This is a genomic window from Kitasatospora sp. NPDC002040 (assembly GCF_040296785.1).
Classification (GTDB): Bacteria; Actinomycetota; Actinomycetes; order Streptomycetales; family Streptomycetaceae; genus Kitasatospora.
Genome location: NZ_JBEOXV010000023.1, coordinates 40,648 through 58,289, shown reverse-complemented (window position 1 = coordinate 58,289; position 17,642 = coordinate 40,648). Strand labels below are relative to the sequence as shown.

Below are 17,642 nucleotides of genomic sequence, written 5' to 3'. Positions count from 1 at the left end.
CGCGTACGGCCGGTTCCCGGGAGGCGGACCGCGTCGCCGGTCGGCAGGGTGAGCCGGAAGGGGGCGCGCTCGGCTCGGCCCGCTTCCCCGGGCACGGTACCGACGACCGAGGCGGCGTCAGGGGTCCCCTGCTGTTCCCGCACGTCCGGTCGGCGACACCTGGAATCTAGGACGGCGGGGGGCGCCGCCGCCATCCGGGCGGGCAAGATCCGGATACGCAATCAATCGGTTCCGGTCCGGTCCGCACCGGCTCGGCGGCGGTCGTCGGACGGCGGTAACTCCGTTGCGCGGCACGGGTGCTGAGCCCACACTGGGCCGGTGCTGATCAGACGAGAAACCCCCGCCGACACGGCCGCCGTCCGTGCCGTCACCGTGGTCGCCTTCGCCAGGAGCGAGACCCTGGAGCCGATGGAGGCCGCGCTGCTCGACCGACTGCGGGCCGGCCCCGCCTGGATGCCGGAGCTGTCGATGGTCGCCATCGGCGCGGACGGTGCGGTGATCGGCCACGTGGTGTGCAGCCGGGCCCGGGTGGACGGTGAGCCGGTGGTCGGGCTCGGCCCGATCAGCGTGCTCCCGGCGCACCAGCGGCGCGGCGTGGGCCTGGCGCTGGTGCACGCCGTGATCGGCGGGGCGGACGCCCTCGGGGAGCCGCTGGTGGCCCTGCTGGGCAGCCCCGAGTACTACGGCCGGTACGGCTTCCGGCCCAGCACCGAGTACGGCATCGCCGCCCCCGACCCGACCTGGGGCCGGTTCTTCCAGGTGCGTCCGCTGGCCGCCTACCGGCCGTCCCTGCGCGGCGACTTCGTCTACCCGCAGGCGTTCGACCCGGTCTGACCGGGAAGCCGTGTCGGCACTCTGTCGGTGGCGGCCGCCAGCCGTCACCCTGGGGGAGCCCGCTCCACCCAGCGTCCGCCCCGGAGGCATGCATGGCGTTCCGCAGCGACTACCCCGACATCGAGCCGCTCGACCTGCCGATCCACGACGCGGTGCTCGGCGGCATCGCCGCGCACGCGGACCTACCCGCGCTGGTCGACGGTGTCACCGGACAGTCCATCAGCTACGCCCAACTGGACGGCGCCAGCCGCCGGTTCGCGGCGGGGCTGGCCGAGGCCGGGGTGCGCAAGGGCGACGTGATCGCGCTCTACAGCCCGAACACCGTCGCCTACCCGATCGCCTTCTACGGCGCCACCCGGGCGGGCGCCACCGTCACCACGGTCAGCTCGCTCACCACCGCGGCCGAGCTGGCCGGGCAGCTCCGCGACAGCGGGGCGCGCTGGATCGTCACCGTCTCGTACTTCCTCCCGGTCGCCACCGAGGCGGCCAAGTCGCTTGCGGCGGAGGGGAGTCCGATCGCCGAGATCTTCGTCTGCGACCAGGCCGAGGGCCACCGCTCGCTGGCCGACCTGACCGCCTGCACCGGCCCCGAGCCCGCCCCGGCGATCGACCCGGCCACCGACATCGCGGTGCTGCCGTACTCCAGCGGCACCACCGGGCTGCCCAAGGGCGTGATGCTGAGCCACCGCAACATCAGCAGCAACCTGGTGCAGACCGACTCCGTGCACGCCACCGGACGGGGCGAGCGGATCCTGGCGGTACTGCCGTTCTTCCACATCTACGGACTGAGCGCGCTGCTCAACCACCCGCTGCGGTGCGGCTCGACCGTGGTGGTGCTGCCGAGGTTCGACCTGGAGCAGTTCCTGCGCACGATCCAGGACCAGCGGATCGAGGGCGTCTTCGTGGCCCCGCCGATCGTGCTGGCGCTGGCGAAGCACCCGCTGGTCGACAGCTTCGACCTGTCCTCGATCCGCTACGTGCTGAGCGCCGCCGCCCCGCTGGACGCCGAGCTCGCCGCCGCGGCCGCCGCCCGGCTCGGCCTGGACCGGATCCACCAGGGCTACGGGATGACCGAGCTCTCGCCCGTCACCCACGTGGTGCCGCTGGACGACCTGGACCCGCCGCCCGGGACGGTCGGCCGGCTGGTCGCCTCCACCGAGCTGCGGATCATCGCGCTGGACGGCTCCGGCACCGAGCTCGGCGCCGGAGAGCGGGGCGAGATCCTGTTCCGGGGGCCGCAGGTGATGCAGGGGTACTTCGGCCGCCAGAGCGAGACCGACGCCATGATCGACCCGGACGGCTGGCTGCACACCGGCGACGTCGGCGTGGTGGACGAGCGCGGCTACCTGTTCGTGGTGGACCGGGTGAAGGAGCTGATCAAGTACAAGGGCTACCAGGTCGCCCCCGCCGAACTGGAGGCGCTGCTGCTGACCCACCCGGACGTCGCCGACGCCGCCGTGATCGGCGTGACCGGGGCGGACGGCGAGGAGCGGCCCAAGGCCTTCGTGGTCCGCACCCCCGGCAGCGCTCTGACGGAGCAGCAGGTCGCCGACTTCGTGGCCGGGCGGGTGGCGCCGTACAAGAAGGTCAGGGCGGTCGAGTTCGTGGACGCGGTGCCCAAGTCGGCGGCCGGGAAGATCCTCCGCCGCCAACTGCGCGACCGCACCTGAGCCGCCCGCGGCCCCGCCGGTCTGGCAGGATCGGCGGGATCGCGGTGCCCGCGCCCCGGGCAGCACGGCCCGAGGCAACGGAGAAAGGCCGGTATGACCACCCAGTCCGCTCGTACCCCGCAGCAGGACCGCAGTCGCGCCACCCGCCGGAGGCTGCTGGAGGCCGCCGTGGAGTGCCTGGCCGAGCTGGGCTGGAACGGCAGCACGGTCGCGGTGGTGGCCGAGCGGGCCGGGGTCACCCGGGGCGCGGCCCAGCACCACTTCCCGACCCGGGAGGACCTGTTCACCGCCGCCGTCGAGTACGTCACCGACGAGCGGCTGGCCGCCGTCCGGGCCGACACCGAGCGGCTGCCGCCACCGGGCACGGCCCGCACCGAGGCCGTGGTCGAGCTGATCGTCCGGCTCTACACCGGCCCGCTGTTCCGGGCCGCGCTGCACCTGTGGGTGGCGGCCGCCACCGAGCCGGTGCTGCGCGAGCGGATCGTCGCGCTGGAGAACCACCTCGGCCGGGAGGCGCACCGGGCGGCGGTCGAGTTCCTCGGCGCGGACGAGTCCCACCCCGGTGCCAGGGAGACCGTGCAGGCGACGCTGGACCTGGCGCGCGGCCTCGGGCTGGCCAATCTGCTCACCGACGACGGGCCCCGCCGGGCCGGAGTCGTCCGCCAGTGGGCCAAAACCCTGGACGCCGTCCTGATCACCTGAGAGGCTCAGCCGTCCCCACGGTGTTACCCCACCTGACGGACCAGCAGTAGCCGCCCTCTCCACCGCCGTGCAGTCTGGTGGAAGCCGATTCGCCCCGGCCCCACCGGGGAAGGTACCTGACAGGTGATCCCCTGATCATGCAAGGCAGCGAGCGCAACGTCCCGGACGGCACCGGCCCAGCGGCGGGTGCCGCTTCCACGCGTCCGGAGGGGCACCGGCTGGTCCCGCTGGCGACCGCCATGATCGAGGGCGACGGCCGGATCCTGCACTGGAGCGAGGACGCCGAGGGCCTCACCGGCTACACCGCCGAGGAGGCGGTCGGCCGCTACGTCGGCCAGCTCCTGGTGCCCGAGGAGGACCGGGCCGCGGTCTTCGAACTGTTCGGCCGGATCATGTCCGGCACGGGCTGGTCCGGGGTCTCCGCGATCCGGCACCGGGACGGCCGCCGGGTGGAGCTGGAGTTCCGCACCTACCCGATCGTCGGCCCCGGCGGCGCCCGGCTGCTGCTGGCCACCGCCTCCGACGTCGGCTCGCTGCGCCAGGTCGAGGGCGACCTCGCGGTCCTGGACGGCATCTTCACCCAGTCGCCGATCGGCATGGCGGTGTACGACACCGAGCTGCGCTACGTCCGGCTGAACGACGCGCTGGCCAGGATCAACGGCCTGCCGGTGGAGGAACACCTCGGGCGGCCGATCGGCGCCGTGCTGCCGGGCATCAACAGCACCGAGATCGAGGCGGTGATGCGCCAGGTGCTGGCCACCGGCCGGCCCGTGGTGGACGCCCGCTCGCACGGCCGCACCCCCGGCGACCCGCGCCGGGACCGGGCCTGGTCCGCCTCCTACTTCCGGCTGGAGGACTCCACCGGCCGGGTGCTCGGGGTCAGCTCCTCGATCATCGACGTGACCGAGCGGTTCCAGGCCGAGGCCCGGGCCTCCCGGGCCCAGGAGCGGCTGGCCCTGCTGGCCGAGGCCACCGCCAGGATCGGCACCACGCTCGACCTCAAGCGCACCGCCGAGGAGCTGATCGAGGCGGTCATCCCGAGGTTCGCTGACTTCGCCACGGTGGACCTGCTGGAGCCCGTGCTGCTGGGTGAGGAACCGTCACACCTCCAGCCCGACCGGGGAGTCCTGCTGCGCGCGGTCGCGGTCGGCGAGGCGTACGAGTCCGGCATGACCGGCACCGCGGACGCGGTCGGGGCGACCTCGGAGTACGACTCCAAGCGGGTCTACACCGAGTGCCTGCGCAGCGGCCGGCCGCTGCTGCGCCCGCACGTGGACGAGAAGGTGCTGGCGGCCCTGGTCAACGAGCCGGACCGGGTCGGGCCCGGGGTCAAGGCGGGCATCCACTCCTACCTGATGGTGCCGATCCTGGCCCGGGGCATGGTGCTCGGCGGCTCGGAGTTCGTCCGGATGCGCAACCCCGAGCCGTTCACCGCCGCCGACGTGGCGCTGGCGGAGGAGCTGGTCGCCAGGACCGCCATCGCGCTCGACAACGCCCGGCTGTACCGGCGCGAGCGGGAGACCGCGCTGACCCTGCAGCGCAGCCTGCTGCCGCAGGAGATCCACCGCACCATCGGCCTGGAGATCGCCTACCGGTACCTGCCCAGCAGCGTGGTCAGCGAGGTCGGCGGCGACTGGTTCGACGTGGTGCCGCTGTCCTGCGGACGGGTCGCGCTGGTGGTCGGCGACGTGATGGGCCACGGCATCAGGGCCGCCGCGACGATGGGTCAGCTGCGCACGGTGGCACGGACGCTGGCCACCCTGGACCTGCCGCCGGACCAGGTGCTGACCCGGCTGGACGAGACCGCGACGGGCATCGGCGAGGGCCAGTTCGCGACCTGCATCTGCGCGGTCTACGACCCGGTGGACGGCACCTGCACGGTCGCCTCGGCCGGGCACCTGCCGCCGATCCGGGTCACCCCCGACGGCACCGCGCGGGCGCTCTACCTGCCGCCGGGCGTCCCGCTCGGGGTGGGCGGGGTGGCGTTCGAGAGCACCGAGTTCACCCTCCGCGAGGGCAGCCTGCTGGCGCTCTACACCGACGGCCTGGTGGAGCGCCGGGGCCAGGACATCGACGAGGGCATCGGCCTGCTCTCGCACACCCTGGCCGGCCGGGGCCGGACCCTGGAGGAGAGCTGCGACGCGGCGCTGGCGGCGCTGGTGCGGGACGGCACCGAGGACGACATCGCCATGATCATGGCGCGCGCGCTGCCGATCCCGGCGGACCGGATCGCCACCCTCCAGCTGGACGGCGTCGGCCCGGCCCCGAGCCTGGCCCGCCGCTTCACCCGGGACACCCTCAAGGCCTGGGACCTGACGGCGCTGTCCGACTTCGCCGAACTGCTGGTCAGCGAGCTGGTCACGAACGCCCTGCTGCACGCCGACGCACCGCGGCGGCTGCGGCTGTTCCGCGACCGCACGCTCACCGTCGAGGTGGCCGACTCGGGCAGCCAGGCGCCCCGGATCCGCAGCTCGGCCGAGGAGGACGAGGGCGGCCGGGGCATGCACCTGGTCAGCGAGCTGGCCCAGCGCTGGGGGACCCGCCAGACCAGGGACGGCAAGGTGGTCTGGGCCGAGATGGAGCTCGACTACCGCTACCGCTGAGGGGTGGGGCAGGCCTCCAGCAGGGCGAGGCGGCCGGGGCATGCACCTGGTCAGCGAGCCGGACCGGCGCTGGGGAGGCGCCAGACCAGGGATGGCAAGGTGGTCCGGGCCGGGACGGAGCCCGACTACCGCTGAGGGACGGGCCGGGCGGTCCAGCTGGCCAGCAGGGCGAGGCGGGCGGCGGTGTCGGACTTTGCCTCGGCGGTGTAGGCCACCACCAGGACGTCCGGGTCGCCCGGGAGGACCAGGCTCTCGTAGCCGAAGGCCAGCTCCCCGACCAGGGGGTGGCGGATCAGCTTGTGGCCGTGGGTCTTGTCCCGGACCTCCCGGACCGCCCAGAGGCGTCGGAACTCCTCGCTGCGGCGCGACAGTTCGCCGATCAGGGCGGCGAGTTCGGGGTCGTCCGGGCGGCGGCCCGCGTCCAGCCGCAGGTAGGCCACGGCATCGGCGGCCACCTCGCCCCAGTGGGCGAAGAGCGCGGTGGAAGCCGGGTCGAGGAAGATCTGCCGGGCGGCGTTGTAGCCCTGCGGCACGGCGGAGAAGCCCAGCACCGCGTCGGCCAGCGGGTTCCAGGCCAGCACCTGCATCCGGTGGCCCAGCGCGAACGCCGGTGCCGTGTCCATCGCGGCCAGCAGCGCCCGCAGGCCGGCCCGGACCGGCGGCTGCGGGTACGGGCGCGGCGCGGCCGGGCGGGCCAGGTCGAAGACGTGGCGGCGCTCGACCTCGTCGAGGGCCAGCGCCCGGGCCACCGCGCCGAGGACCGAGTCGGACACCGAGGGCCCGCGGCGCCCCTGTTCCAGCCGGATGTAGTAGTCCACGCTCACACCGGCGAGTTGGGCCACCTCCTCCCGGCGCAGCCCCTGCACCCGGCGGCGGCCGTGGCTGGGCAGGCCGAGGTCCTCCGGTCGCAGGCGGGCGCGGCGCGAGCGCAGGAACTCACCCAGTGCGTTCTCCATGGCCACAGCGTAGGGCGCGCGGCCGAACCGAGCCTGGTCCTGCCGGACCTACGGCGGGAACGGCCCTGGGCAGCCGGGCCGACCGGAGCCAGGGTGGAGCTCGTGCCCGCCGCCCGGCGGGCCGCCCGCACCGACTCCCGAGGACGTACCGAGATGACCTACCCCGCCCTGGCCGGACGTACCGCCGTGGTCACCGGAGCCGCCAGCGGCATCGGTGCCGCGACCGCCCGGCTGCTCGCGGCCGGCGGTGCCGCGGTGGCGCTGCTGGCGCGGCGCACCGACCGGCTGGAGGAGCTGGCCGCGAAGATCACCGCCGAGGGCGGTACGGCGCTGGCGGTGGCCGCCGACATCACCGACCAGTTGTCGGTCGACCAGGCCGCCGCCACCGTCCACCGGGTCCTCGGCGGCGTCGACCTGCTGGTCAACGCCGCCGGGGTGGCGCTGCCGAACCCGGCCGAGCTGGGCCGGTCGGACGAGTGGACCCGCATGATCGACACCAACCTCACCGGCACCCTGCGGGTGATCCGCGCCTTCGGCGGGGACCTGGTGGCCGCCGGCGGGCAGGACCGGGCGGCCGACCTGGTCAACATCTCCTCGGTCTCCGCCCGGACGGCGTTCCCGGCCTTCGCCGTGTACGCCGCCACCAAGGCGGCAGTCACCCACCTGTCCGCCTCGCTGCGGACCGAGTACGGGCCGCGCGGGGTCCGGGTGAGTGCGATGGAGCCCGGGCTGACCGACACCGAGATCGTCGGCCACATCGACAACGCCGAGCTGGCGGCGTACCTCGGGACGGCCATGCGGACCGGGCCGGTGCTGAGCGCCGAGGACGTCGCGGACCTGATCGGCTACACCGTCAGCCGCCCCCGGCACGTCAACCTCAGCCACACCCTGGTGCAGCCGACCCGGGCCTGAGCCGGGGTCAGTGCACCAGCTCGGTGGGCCGGTCCGCCGAGCTGGTGTCACCGGCCCGGCGGCGGAGCAGGTACCAGGAGAACGCGGCCGCGCCGAGCAGCAGTGCCGCCGCGATGAAGGCGGCGATGTTCATCCCGTGCACGAAGGCGGTCCTGGCGGCGGCGGCGAGCTGGTCGCCGAGCGGCCCGGGCAGGGCGCCGGCGGCCTCGACCGCGTTGCCGATCGACTCCTCGGCCTGCGCCGCCACCGCCGGGTCGGTCCCGGCCGGGGCGACCAGGGAGGCCGCGTAGACGGCGGTCACCACCGAGCCGACCAGGGCGATGCCCAGCGCGGTGCCGAGCTCGTACGCGGTCTCGGAGACCGCCGAGGCGGCACCGGCCCGGTCGGCGGGCGCGGCGGTGAGCACCAGGTCGGCCGAGAGGGTGTAGACGATGCCCTCGGCGGCGCCGACGGCGAGGAAGGAGATGCCGAGGACCAGGTAGCTGCTGTCCTGCTTGACCCAGCCGAGCACGGCGATGCCCAGGCCCATCACCAGCAGGCCGCCGACCAGGGTGGCCCTGGCCCCCGCGCGGCGGGCCAGCCGGGCGGTGAGCAGGCCGCCGACCACCGCGCCGAGGAAGGCGGGGAGCTCGGCCAGACCGGCCGTCAGGGGGGAGTAGCCGCGTACCAGTTGGAGGTACTGCGACATGAAGAAGATCACACCGGAGAGGCCGATCAGCGAGGCGAGCGAGCCGAGCACGGCCGCGGTGAACCTGCGGTCGGTGAACAGCCGGACGTCCAGCAGCGGCGTCTCCAGCCGGAGTTGGCGCCGGACGAAGACGGTCAGCGCGAGGGCGCCGAGGGCGAAGGTGACCGGCACCGGCCAGTGCCCGAGCCCGCCCGCGGCGGCCTCCTTGATCGCGTAGACCACGGCGATCACACCGGACAGCGAGAGCAGCACGCTGAGCACGTCCCAGCGGCCGGGGTTGGGGTCCTTGGACTCCGGCAGCAGCCAGGCGCCGAGCACCAGCAGCAGGGCCAGGATCGGCAGGTTGAGCAGGAAGACCGAGCCCCACCAGAAGTGCTCCAGCAGCACGCCGCCGACCACCGGGCCGAGCGCGGCGCCGGCGGTGGCGCCCGCGCCCCAGATGCCGATCGCGGTGGCCCGCTCCCGGGCGTCCGGGAAGAGGCTGCGGATCAGCGAGAGGGTGGAGGGCATGATGGTGGCGCCCGCGACACCGAGCAGGGCCCGGGCCACGATCAGCCAGCCGGCGCTGGGGGCGTAGGCGGCCAGCAGGGAGGCGGCGCCGAAGGCGGTGGAGCCGATCAGCAGCAGCTTCTTGCGGCCGATCCGGTCGCTGAGCGCGCCCATGCTGACCAGCAGCCCGGCCAGGACGAAGGAGTAGCTGTCGCCGATCCAGAGCAGCTGGGTGCCGCTGGGGTGGAGGGTCTCGCTGATCGAGGGCAGGGCGAGCGAGAGGACGGTCGCGTCGAGCGCGACCAGGGTCACCGCCAGCACCAGGACGGCGAGGCCGACCCAGCGCTGCCTGGAGGCGGGTCGGAGGGTGGTGCTCATGATTGTTCAGGGCTCCTGAGGGCGCCGCCGAGGAAGAGCTCGGCGAGCGAGTAGGCACTGTCACGGGGGGCGAGGCGGCCGTCCTGGACGGCCCAGCCGACGCCGGCCACCAGGTCGAAGAAGGCCTCGCTGAGCCAGCCGGCCGAGAGTTCGACCCGGAACACGCCCTGCTGCTGGCCGCGGAGGAAGAGGGCCCGGACCCGGGCGTCCTGGATCTCCCAGAGCTCGTTGATGCCGGGGTCGTCGAAGAGCTGGTTCTCCCCGGCGAGGAAGGCGCAGAGCGCCGCGTCGGGGACGACCGCGTCGACCAGCCGGCGCAGCGCCGCCTGGGGGTCGCCGGACTCCAGGTCCGCGGTGTCCAGCGCGGCGGCGAACCTGCGCAGGCCGAGCGCACCGACCTCGCGGATCAGCGCCTCCCGGCCGGGAAATATCCGGTGCAGGGTGGCCCGGCTGATCCCGGCGGCCCGGGCGATCTCGTCCAGGTGGGCGGTGGGACGGCGGGAGAGCACGCCGACGGCGGCTTCGAGAACGGAGTCACGGTCGGTGGCCATGCGCCGACCCTACCTCACATGAGACATGGATGTCTCATTCTTTTCATCGGAATCTCACGCCGGGTCGCAAAAAAGGCCCGGAACGACCTCAAGGGTCATTCCGGGCCTAGCCCGTAGTGCTGCTCAGCTCTGGTTGTAGAAGCCGGTCTCGTCGAGCGGGCGGTCGATCACCATCACCTCGACGTCGGCGGGGGTGAGCAGGAAGACCCGGCGGGCGATCCGCTCGATGCCGCCCTGGGTGCCGAAGACCAGACCGGAAGCGAAGTCCACCATCCGCTTGGCCTCGGCGTCGGTCATCTCGGTGACGTCCATGACCACCGGCACGCCCGCGCGGATGTGCTCGCCGACGGTGCGGGCCGCCTCGAAGCCGGTCGGCTTCAGCGAGACGATCTTCGCCGGGGCGGGGACGGCCATCGCCGACTCCTGGGTGGGCCACGAATCCTCGTAGACCGCGGCGGGGTAGTTGCCGGAGGGCATCAGCCACCCGTTGTGGTGCTCGTCGCGAAGTGCTCCCATGCCGCGCCTCCCTGTCTCGTCCCGAACTCGTCCCCCCGGGCGACCACGTCTTCTTGACGCGTCATCCATCCGTCGGAACTGTCCGAGTATCGCACTGATCACCGCTTCGGTGCCCGTTCGCGACCGCCGTGCGGGGCGTGGCTCGCGGGACAACCCGGATTTTCCGGGCATCTCCTGCGACGCCGCAGCTCGCCGTACGGTTCCGCGCGTAGACCATATCGGTGTGCGTCAGGCCACAGTTGACTGTTCGTCAACAGTCCTGTAACGGATTCGGTCGTTTCAGTCGCCGGTCGTGCCGTCGATCAGCTCGCGGAGGAGATCGGCGTGTCCGTTGTGCCGGGCGTACTCCTCGATCATGTGGACCAGGATCCACCGGAGCGTCACCTGCTCGCCCCGGCGCGGCTGCTGACCCACCGTCTCCAGCGGCAGCCCGGCGGCCGCCTGCTGCGCCAGCGCGATCTGCGCCCGCCAGCGGGCGAAGTCCTCGGCCGGTTCGGCGGTGTCGACCAGGTCGAAGTCGCCGTCGGGGTACTGCTCGGTCCAGTGCACGGCGTCGAACTCGGCACCGAGCAGGATGTGCTGGAACCAGTACCGCTCCACCTCCGCCAGATGGCGCACCAGGCCGAGCAGCGAGAGGCTCGACGGCGGCACCGAGCGGAGCCGGAGCTGCTCGGCGCCCAGCCCCTCGCACTTGCGGGCGAGCGTGGCGCGGTGGAAGTCGAGCCAGGCGGTCAGCATGGCCGTCTCGTCGGCGGCGTACGGGGGGATCGGGTGGGCCGTGGTGCTCATGGACAGTCATCCTGGCGGACCGGACCGACAACGGACAGCGAATTAGACGGGTCGTCAGGGGCGTTGCCCCGGCCGGGGGACGGCGCGGGGGACGTCGTGGGAGACGGCGCGGGGGAAGCCGTGGCGGACGGCCTCCGGCGCCAGGCCCGCCAGCCGGCGACCAGGGTGAAGAGGCACATGATCACGATCAGCGCGGCCGAGATCAGGAAGGCCGGGGAGCCGGGGTCGTCGGCGTTGGCCCCGGCGATCACGTACGCGGCGGTGCCCGGGGCCACGCCGAGCGCGGTCGCCGCGGTGTAGGGCAGGGTGCGGACGCCGGAGAAGGCGGCGGCGTAGTTGGCGGCCTGGAACGGGACGCCCGGGATCACCCGGACCAGCAGCATGCTGCGGAAGCCCTGCTCGCTGAGCCGCCGGTCCAGCGCCGAGGCGACCTTCCCGCGCAGCAGCGGCCGGACCGCGTCCCGTCCCAGCGCCCGGCCGAGCCAGAACGCCAGCAGTGCCCCGAGCGTGGTCGCGGCCACCGCCACCGGCACCCCCAGGGCGGTGCCGAGCACCAGGCCCGCCGCCCCGTTCAGCGCTGGCTTCGGTACGAAGGCGAGCGTCGCCAGCGCGTAGACCAGCAGGAAGACCGGGGCCGGCACGCCCTCCCGGAGCAGCTCGGTCGGGCTCCAGAGCAGCAACGACCCGGCCGCCGCCCCGAGCACCGCGAGCAGCGCCCCCAACCGGAACCACGGCGACCCGACCACCCGCGACACGACAGACACCCGCTGAGTCTAGGCGGTCGGGTCGTTCGCCTTCAGGAAGGGGAGCAGGGCCGCGAGCAGCTCGGCGGGGGCGTCGAGCGAGATCAGGTGGGCCGCCGTCGGGAACTCGACCAGGGCGGCGCCGGGGATACCGGCCGCGTACCGGCGGGAGATGTCCTGGAAGTCGGGGACGTCGAGCAGGCCGATCCCGACCAGGGTGGGGACGGTGACGGCCGCGAGGTCGCGCTCCGGGAGGTCGAGGGCGTGCTCGTCCCGGGCGTCCTGGTGCAGCAGCGAGGTCCGGACGGGTGTGCGGAGCTGCTCGGTCAGCCCCGGGGCGACGTCGTCCCAGCTGCGGAACGGGCCGCGCAGCCACACGTCGAGGTTGACCGAGACCGCGGCCTCCAGGTCACCGGCGGCCAGGGCGGCGGTCTCGGCCTCGTCGTACGCGTGCAGGTCCGCCGACCAGTCGTAGCCCGGCCACGGCGGGGCGAGCATGGTCAGCGACTCCACCCGGCCGGGATCGGTGAGGGCGAAGCAGAGCGAGATCACCCCGCCCCAGGACGCGCCGACGAGCTGGACCCGGTCGAGCCCGAGGTGGTCCAGCACGCGGCGGACGTCGTCGGTCGGGCGGTACGGGCCGGTCGGGGCGGCGGACCGGCCGAAGCCGCGGAGGTCGAAGCGGACCACGGTGTGCCGCTCGGCGAGCGCGGGCACGATCGGGTCCCAGACCTGGTGGTCGGTGATGCCGGCGTGCACCAGCAGGACGGGTGAGCCCTGGCCGGTGACGGTGTACGCGAGGTGGCCGAGGTCGTCGGCGAGGTTGATCATCCGCGCATGGTCGCAGCCCGGACGGCCTCCCGCCAGCGGTTTTGTGCGCGGGCGCTCGGTGGGTGCTGAGCTTGCTGAGCGGTCAGGCGCCCACGGTGCCGTCGACGCCCTCGCGGAGGAAGTCGGCGTGCCCGTTGTGCCGGCCGTACTCCAGCAGCACGTGCACCATCACCATCCGCAGCGAGACCTCCTCCTCCCACCTCGGCTGGTACCCGGCCAGGTCCAGTGACTCGGCGGCCTGCTCGATCCGGCGGGAGTTCGCCACCTCGGCCTCCCAGGCGGTGAAGGCCTCCGCCCGGGTGGAGGCGCTCGCGTCGTAGGCGGCCTGGAAGTCGATCCGGTCGGACCAGACCATCGGCGCCTCGTTGTCCTCGAACACACGGCGGAACCAGGCGCGTTCGACCTCCGCCAGGTGCCGCACCAGCCCCAGCAGCGAGAGCGTCGAGGGCGGCATCGACTGCTGCCGAAGCTCCTCGTCGGTCAGCCCCTCGCACTTCATGGCGAGGGTGGCCCGGTGGTAGTCGAGGAAAGTGCGCAGCATCTCGCGCTCGCTGCCGAAGTTGGGCGGGCCGATGCGGGTGTCGTCGGTCATTCTTGGGCTCCTCGTGGTGCGGGTGGGCCTGCGGGGTGCGGCGGGGGCCGGTCGGGCCCGGCACCCGGGTCAGTATCGACCATCGGGTTCGGGGGCGGACGGGCAGGTGAGCCGTACATGCTGACGCGGGATCAGGCGGGGAACGGGCCGGGCCCGCGCTGCCGGTGGCAGCGCGGGCCCGGGGATGGTGGGGAGGCGATCAGAGGGTGGTGCGGAAGAGGTTCCAGCGGTGGTGGTTGTAGTTGGCGCAGCCCCAGACACCGACGATCAGGGCGTTGGCGTCCTGCATCCCGGGCAGTTCCAGGCAGACGTTGCCGGCCGGGTTGTAGAGGCTGCCGTCGGTGCGATAGGTCCAGATCTGGCCGCCGGCGCCGGTGCAGTCGGTGATGGTCGCGGTGGTGCCCCAGCCGAGTGCGTTGTCCTTGGTGGAGACGCAGCGGCCGCCGGTGCGCAGGGTGCCGTCGGTGGCGAAGGTGAACTTCTGGCCGGGGCCGTTCCAGCAGTCGTACAGGCGCAGGTCGGCTCCGTTCTGAGCGCCCCAGTTGTCCAGGCACCGGCCCGCGCCGTGCATCGAGGCGATGTTGTAGACGGCGGGTGCGGCGGTGGGCAGGCTCCGGGGCGAGCCGAACTGGGCCAGGCCGTTGCTCGGCTGGGTGCCCAGGAACTGGTACATGGTGCCCTGGGCGGCCGTGGCGATCAGGTCGGGATTGCCGTCGCCGTTGATGTCACCCGGGGACTCCAGCCCGGGGAACGCGGCGCTGCTCAGACCGGGTACCAGGACGGCCTGTTGGGCCGGGCGGACCCAGCGCTGGCTGGCGTCGCTCAGGCAGTCCCAGATCGTCAGCTTGGTGCCGGGGGTGTTGCTTGCGTTGGGGACGGCGAGGCAGCGGCCGGACTGCGGGTTCTGCAGGGTGCCCGCGTACGGGCCGTCGACCCACTTCTGGGCGCCGGAGCCGTTGCAGTCCCAGAGCTGGACGATGCTGCCGTTGTAGGTGGTGCCCTGGTTGATGTCCAGGCACTTGCCGAGGATGTGCACGGCGCCGTCGGTGGCCCGCGAGAGGATCTGGGCGCTGCTGGTGTTGCAGTCCCAGAGCTGTGCGAGGGTCCCGTTGTCGGTGCGGCCGTAGTCGATGTCCGCGCACATCGGCTGACCCTGGGCGCTGCTGACGGCCGATACCAGGGTGCTCCGGGTCGGGGCGGGCAGGGTGTTGGTCGGCTTCCCGTCGGTGCCGAGGTTCAGCGGGTAGCTGTGCACCGCGCCGGTGACGTTGTCACGGGCCCAGACGGACAGTTGACCACCCACCAGACCGGGCGAGAGCAGGGTGACGCCGGACCAGTCGCCGGTGCCGATGTCCTGGCCCTCCTCCAGCATGCAGCCCGCGAGGGTGTTGGCGCGGTAGTACCAGAGGTGTCCGTCCTCGACCGTGACCAGGTTCGGACGGCCACTGACCGCCGGGGTCGGGCTGAGGGCCGTCATCTGGGTGATGTTGCTGGTGGCACCCGGTCGGGTGGGGTGGCACAGGCTGGTGGAGTTGTAGATCTGGCTGACGCCGGCGGTCAGGTTGAAGTGCCCAGCGGTGCCCTGTGGGACATGGGAGGCGTCGTTGCGGTAGAGGTAGAGCTTCCTGGTGCCCTTGTTGTAGGCGAACAGGTCGTCAACGCTCGAGTCGATGGTCGAACCGCGGTGTGCGATCAGGTAGTTGTTCCAGCTGTCCCCCTCGGGTGAGTGGGCCTGGGTGGAGGCGGTGCCGGGCTGCGCGGTGAAGTCCGAGTTGCCCGGGAGCAGGGTCAGGCTGCCGTCGGCGGCCGGGACGACCAGGTCGGGGGTGCCGTCGTAGTCCAGGTCACCGGCGACCACCTTGGTGGCCGGGTTCCACGGGGCGTAGAAGTCGTAGACGGCTGCCTCGGGCTGGGTGTTGCCGGCCGCGTCGAAGGCCCGCACGTACAGCCGGTGGGTGCCCCACTGGTCGGGGTTCAGCTGCACCGGGATGTCGGCGCTCGCGCTGCCGTCGGCGTTCTGGGTGGCCCAGGCGGTGTTGCCACCGGTCACGGGGACGTTGTCGTCCAGCGAGTACCGGAAGCCCCACACACCGCTCTTGATGCAGCTCTGCCGGTTGCAGCCGCCGGGGGTGGGGTCGGTGCTGCTGACCTTGATCGTGGTGCCCTGGTCACCTGCGTGGCCGGTGGGCTTGATGCCGCTGCCGAGCGGGGGGAACGCCTGCATGTTGCCGAACTGGGCGAGCGAGGGCGGACTGGTGTCCACGTTGAAGTGGCAGTCGCCCGAGGTCGGGCTGTTGAGCAGACCGTCGGTGGCCCAGGCGTTCCAGCCGTACTGGTGGCCGTCGGAGACCGGGATGCTGATGTTCGCGTTGCCCCAGCCCGCACCGTTGATGGTCTGGCTCGGCGGCCAACCGGTGGTGTACGGCTGCCCGTTGCCGCCGTCGGTCATGTTGTCCCAGACGTGGAAACCGAGCGTGATGTTGGTGTTGGGCATCGGGGTCGAGCCCCACGCGTGCAGCGTGATGTCGGAGTTCCCGTTGCCGGTCAGCACCGTCCGCCCCACCCAGCCCGGCTGCGACCCGTTGCAGCCGTAGCCGCCCGGGTTGATCGGCCAGGGGTCGATGTACTGCGAATCGGGGGTGTTCGGCGCGATGTCGTAGGTCACCGAAAGGGACGGATTGGGGCCGAACCGCATGAAGCCGTGCTTGTTGACGTCGCCGCCCTCGTCACCGAACAGGCCGACCGTCCAGTTGTCGGCGTCCTGCTGCGCCAGGGAACGGACTTCGTCCGTCGCGTCGAAGTTGTACGTCTTCCACCCGCAGCCGCCGTTGGGGCTGGCGCTGGTGGTCTGCTTCGTGTCGACGTCCCCGATGACTCCCGGCTGGTGATTCCAGTCGGTTCCGCCACCAATGGCCCCGGTCCACTTGAGGGTTATCGAGTACGGGGTGTTGCAGTTCCAGTCCGCGCCATAGGTTTCGGTGAAGGTCACCTTGGCGTTGTCGATGTACATGTTCGGCTTGAGATATGTGGTGTTGAGTTCGAAGTACGAGCGGTACATGCCATAGCAGTCACTGTCGTAATGCTGGAACCCGACGCCCTGGCCCCGGTCCTGGGGCTTGTCGTACAGCGGGGTGCTCGGGCAGCCCCTCTTCACCTGGGCGTAGTGATTGGTCCCCATGGTGGGAAGCGGCTGGAACGGCGGGTCGATGAACAGCGGCCACACCGTGTCCTTGCCACCGAGCAGTTCAGCATCCGGGACGAGGGTGATGGCGTCGCGGTCGGCCCGCACCCCGATCGGACGGACCCGGGACCCCTGGCCGGGGCCGTCGGCCGTGGACGGGCCGGTGACGGTCTGTCCGCCTGAGCGGCTCTCCGCAGCGGCCTTGCTCCGGGCCTCCGAGGAGAGGACCGAGGCCGGGGCGGTGGCCGTGGTGGCGGAGTCCCACATGACCGGGGTGGGGGAGATGAAGGCGGCCCGGCCGTCGGCGGTCTTCGCGGTCAGCGAGCCGTCCGCCTCGGTGGTCACGGTCAGGCCCTTGGTGCTGGTGGCCAGGCGCAGGGACTTGAGGGCCGGATTGGCCGCCGCCTTCGCATCCTTGACGACCAGTACCTCACGCACCGCGCCCTGGTCGGTGACGTCCACCTGCAGGTCCACGCCCGGCAGGACGTTCGGGTAGAGCGCCTTGCTGTCCTGCACCACGGGCTTGGGCAGCCGCATCGGGAAGCTCACCGCGAGGCTCTTCCCGTCCCGGTCGGTGAGGGTGGCCAGCGGTCCGGTGCCGCCGCCCGAGAGCGTGACGCCGGAGGGAGTGGCCTCGGGCGACCAGGTGCCGTCGCCGTTCTTGCGCAGGCGGGCGTCGAGGTCGGCCCAGCCGCCGTTCCGCTTGATCCGGGCGGTCTGCAGGTGGGTGGTCACGGTCAGCTTGCCATTGGGCTCGGCGACCGTCAGCGACGTCTCGGTGGTCAACTCGTCGATGGTGACGGGCTTTCCGGTGCTCTTGGCCTTCAGGCGGGCGGCCTGAGTGGCACTCCCCGGCGCCGGGTCCGGGAGCTTGGCCGTAGCGGTGCTGCCGGGCGGTGCGGCGGCGGGGCTGCGGTCGTCCGCCGCCGTCGCCGGGCCGGTGGTGGCGAGCAGAAGCCCGCCCACGGCGGATATCAGAGCAATGCGTCTGGCCAGTCGGACACCTGAATGCCGTGACCGGCTGATAAGGGGTTCCCCCATGGTTTGGCAAGTCCTTTTCTCGGTGTCGGAGCCGCTCGCGGAAGGCTGTGGCGTACCTCACGTTTCCCCGGAGCGAAGCGTCCCTTTTGCTTGCTATTGGTAACTCTTCTGACGTTGTACCAGCTGACTTGGCGCCAACTGGTGTACGTGGACGCAGCCGTACGCT

The 17,642-nt window shown here is 72.5% G+C and carries 14 protein-coding genes; 5 read left to right on the top strand and 9 right to left on the bottom strand.

What is annotated here, in order from left to right; translation table 11 throughout:
- Positions 1 to 318: 318 nt before the first annotated feature.
- From ABT118_RS30090 to ABT118_RS30075, 4 genes are all read left to right on the top strand, one after another.
- Positions 319 to 834 (top strand): GNAT family N-acetyltransferase, encoded by a 516-nt coding sequence (locus ABT118_RS30090; RefSeq protein ID WP_350675763.1) that lies wholly within the window; start codon positions 319 to 321, stop codon positions 832 to 834.
- Between the two features lie 92 nt (positions 835 to 926).
- The gene (locus tag ABT118_RS30085) at positions 927 to 2,504 is read left to right on the top strand and encodes an AMP-binding protein (RefSeq protein ID WP_350675759.1); all 1,578 of its coding nucleotides are present in this window, start codon (positions 927 to 929) and stop codon (positions 2,502 to 2,504) included.
- A gap of 93 nt (positions 2,505 to 2,597) precedes the next feature.
- Complete coding sequence (locus ABT118_RS30080; RefSeq protein ID WP_350675756.1) at positions 2,598 to 3,206, top strand: TetR/AcrR family transcriptional regulator; 609 nt, start codon at positions 2,598 to 2,600, stop codon at positions 3,204 to 3,206.
- Between the two features lie 137 nt (positions 3,207 to 3,343).
- Positions 3,344 to 5,809 carry a SpoIIE family protein phosphatase gene (locus ABT118_RS30075; protein WP_350675752.1) on the top strand — a complete coding sequence of 822 codons (2,466 nt, stop codon included), beginning with the start codon at positions 3,344 to 3,346 and terminating at the stop codon, positions 5,807 to 5,809.
- A 125-nt stretch (positions 5,810 to 5,934) separates the two neighbouring features.
- Here the strand turns inward: ABT118_RS30075 and ABT118_RS30070 are convergent, their stop codons facing one another.
- Complete coding sequence (locus ABT118_RS30070) at positions 5,935 to 6,765, bottom strand: helix-turn-helix domain-containing protein (protein WP_350675747.1); 831 nt, start codon at positions 6,763 to 6,765, stop codon at positions 5,935 to 5,937.
- A 153-nt stretch (positions 6,766 to 6,918) separates the two neighbouring features.
- Here ABT118_RS30070 and ABT118_RS30065 point away from each other — a divergent pair, with 153 nt between their 5' ends.
- Entirely contained in the window at positions 6,919 to 7,677 is a 759-nt protein-coding gene (locus ABT118_RS30065) for an SDR family oxidoreductase (RefSeq protein WP_350675815.1), read from the top strand.
- A 7-nt stretch (positions 7,678 to 7,684) separates the two neighbouring features.
- Here ABT118_RS30065 and ABT118_RS30060 read toward each other — a convergent pair whose 3' ends face one another.
- From ABT118_RS30060 to ABT118_RS30025, 8 genes are all read right to left on the bottom strand, one after another.
- On the bottom strand, positions 7,685 to 9,232 hold the full coding sequence (locus tag ABT118_RS30060; protein ID WP_350675732.1) for an MFS transporter: 1,548 nt from the start codon (positions 9,230 to 9,232) through the stop codon (positions 7,685 to 7,687).
- The gene (locus ABT118_RS30055) at positions 9,229 to 9,783 is read right to left on the bottom strand and encodes a TetR/AcrR family transcriptional regulator (RefSeq protein WP_350675725.1); all 555 of its coding nucleotides are present in this window, start codon (positions 9,781 to 9,783) and stop codon (positions 9,229 to 9,231) included. Before ABT118_RS30055 ends, ABT118_RS30060 begins: the two co-directional genes overlap by 4 nt.
- 123 nt (positions 9,784 to 9,906) lie before the next feature.
- Positions 9,907 to 10,299 (bottom strand): cell division protein SepF, encoded by a 393-nt coding sequence (locus ABT118_RS30050; RefSeq protein ID WP_350675714.1) that lies wholly within the window; start codon positions 10,297 to 10,299, stop codon positions 9,907 to 9,909.
- 279 nt (positions 10,300 to 10,578) lie between these two features.
- The gene (locus tag ABT118_RS30045; protein WP_350675711.1) at positions 10,579 to 11,088 is read right to left on the bottom strand and encodes a DinB family protein; all 510 of its coding nucleotides are present in this window, start codon (positions 11,086 to 11,088) and stop codon (positions 10,579 to 10,581) included.
- Entirely contained in the window at positions 11,085 to 11,852 is a 768-nt protein-coding gene (locus ABT118_RS30040) for a TVP38/TMEM64 family protein (protein ID WP_350675708.1), read from the bottom strand. Before ABT118_RS30040 ends, ABT118_RS30045 begins: the two co-directional genes overlap by 4 nt.
- Before the next feature lie 9 nt (positions 11,853 to 11,861).
- Positions 11,862 to 12,662 (bottom strand): alpha/beta fold hydrolase, encoded by an 801-nt coding sequence (locus ABT118_RS30035; protein WP_350675705.1) that lies wholly within the window; start codon positions 12,660 to 12,662, stop codon positions 11,862 to 11,864.
- A gap of 82 nt (positions 12,663 to 12,744) precedes the next feature.
- Positions 12,745 to 13,254 carry a DinB family protein gene (locus ABT118_RS30030; protein WP_350675703.1) on the bottom strand — a complete coding sequence of 170 codons (510 nt, stop codon included), beginning with the start codon at positions 13,252 to 13,254 and terminating at the stop codon, positions 12,745 to 12,747.
- A 199-nt stretch (positions 13,255 to 13,453) separates the two neighbouring features.
- Positions 13,454 to 17,401 carry a ricin-type beta-trefoil lectin domain protein gene (locus tag ABT118_RS30025; protein ID WP_350675701.1) on the bottom strand — a complete coding sequence of 1,316 codons (3,948 nt, stop codon included), beginning with the start codon at positions 17,399 to 17,401 and terminating at the stop codon, positions 13,454 to 13,456.
- Between the last annotated feature and the right edge of the window lie 241 nt (positions 17,402 to 17,642).

Coding starts and splice junctions, on each gene's coding strand:
- ABT118_RS30075 (WP_350675752.1), top strand. CDS start 3,344: ATGCAAGGCAGCGAGCGCAACGTCCCGGACGGCACCGGCCCAGCGGCG.
- ABT118_RS30070 (WP_350675747.1), bottom strand. CDS start 6,765: ATGGAGAACGCACTGGGTGAGTTCCTGCGCTCGCGCCGCGCCCGCCTG.
- ABT118_RS30060 (WP_350675732.1), bottom strand. CDS start 9,232: ATGAGCACCACCCTCCGACCCGCCTCCAGGCAGCGCTGGGTCGGCCTC.
- ABT118_RS30065 (WP_350675815.1), top strand. CDS start 6,919: ATGACCTACCCCGCCCTGGCCGGACGTACCGCCGTGGTCACCGGAGCC.
- ABT118_RS30080 (WP_350675756.1), top strand. CDS start 2,598: ATGACCACCCAGTCCGCTCGTACCCCGCAGCAGGACCGCAGTCGCGCC.
- ABT118_RS30085 (WP_350675759.1), top strand. CDS start 927: ATGGCGTTCCGCAGCGACTACCCCGACATCGAGCCGCTCGACCTGCCG.
- ABT118_RS30055 (WP_350675725.1), bottom strand. CDS start 9,783: ATGGCCACCGACCGTGACTCCGTTCTCGAAGCCGCCGTCGGCGTGCTC.
- ABT118_RS30030 (WP_350675703.1), bottom strand. CDS start 13,254: ATGACCGACGACACCCGCATCGGCCCGCCCAACTTCGGCAGCGAGCGC.
- ABT118_RS30045 (WP_350675711.1), bottom strand. CDS start 11,088: ATGAGCACCACGGCCCACCCGATCCCCCCGTACGCCGCCGACGAGACG.
- ABT118_RS30050 (WP_350675714.1), bottom strand. CDS start 10,299: ATGGGAGCACTTCGCGACGAGCACCACAACGGGTGGCTGATGCCCTCC.
- ABT118_RS30035 (WP_350675705.1), bottom strand. CDS start 12,662: ATGATCAACCTCGCCGACGACCTCGGCCACCTCGCGTACACCGTCACC.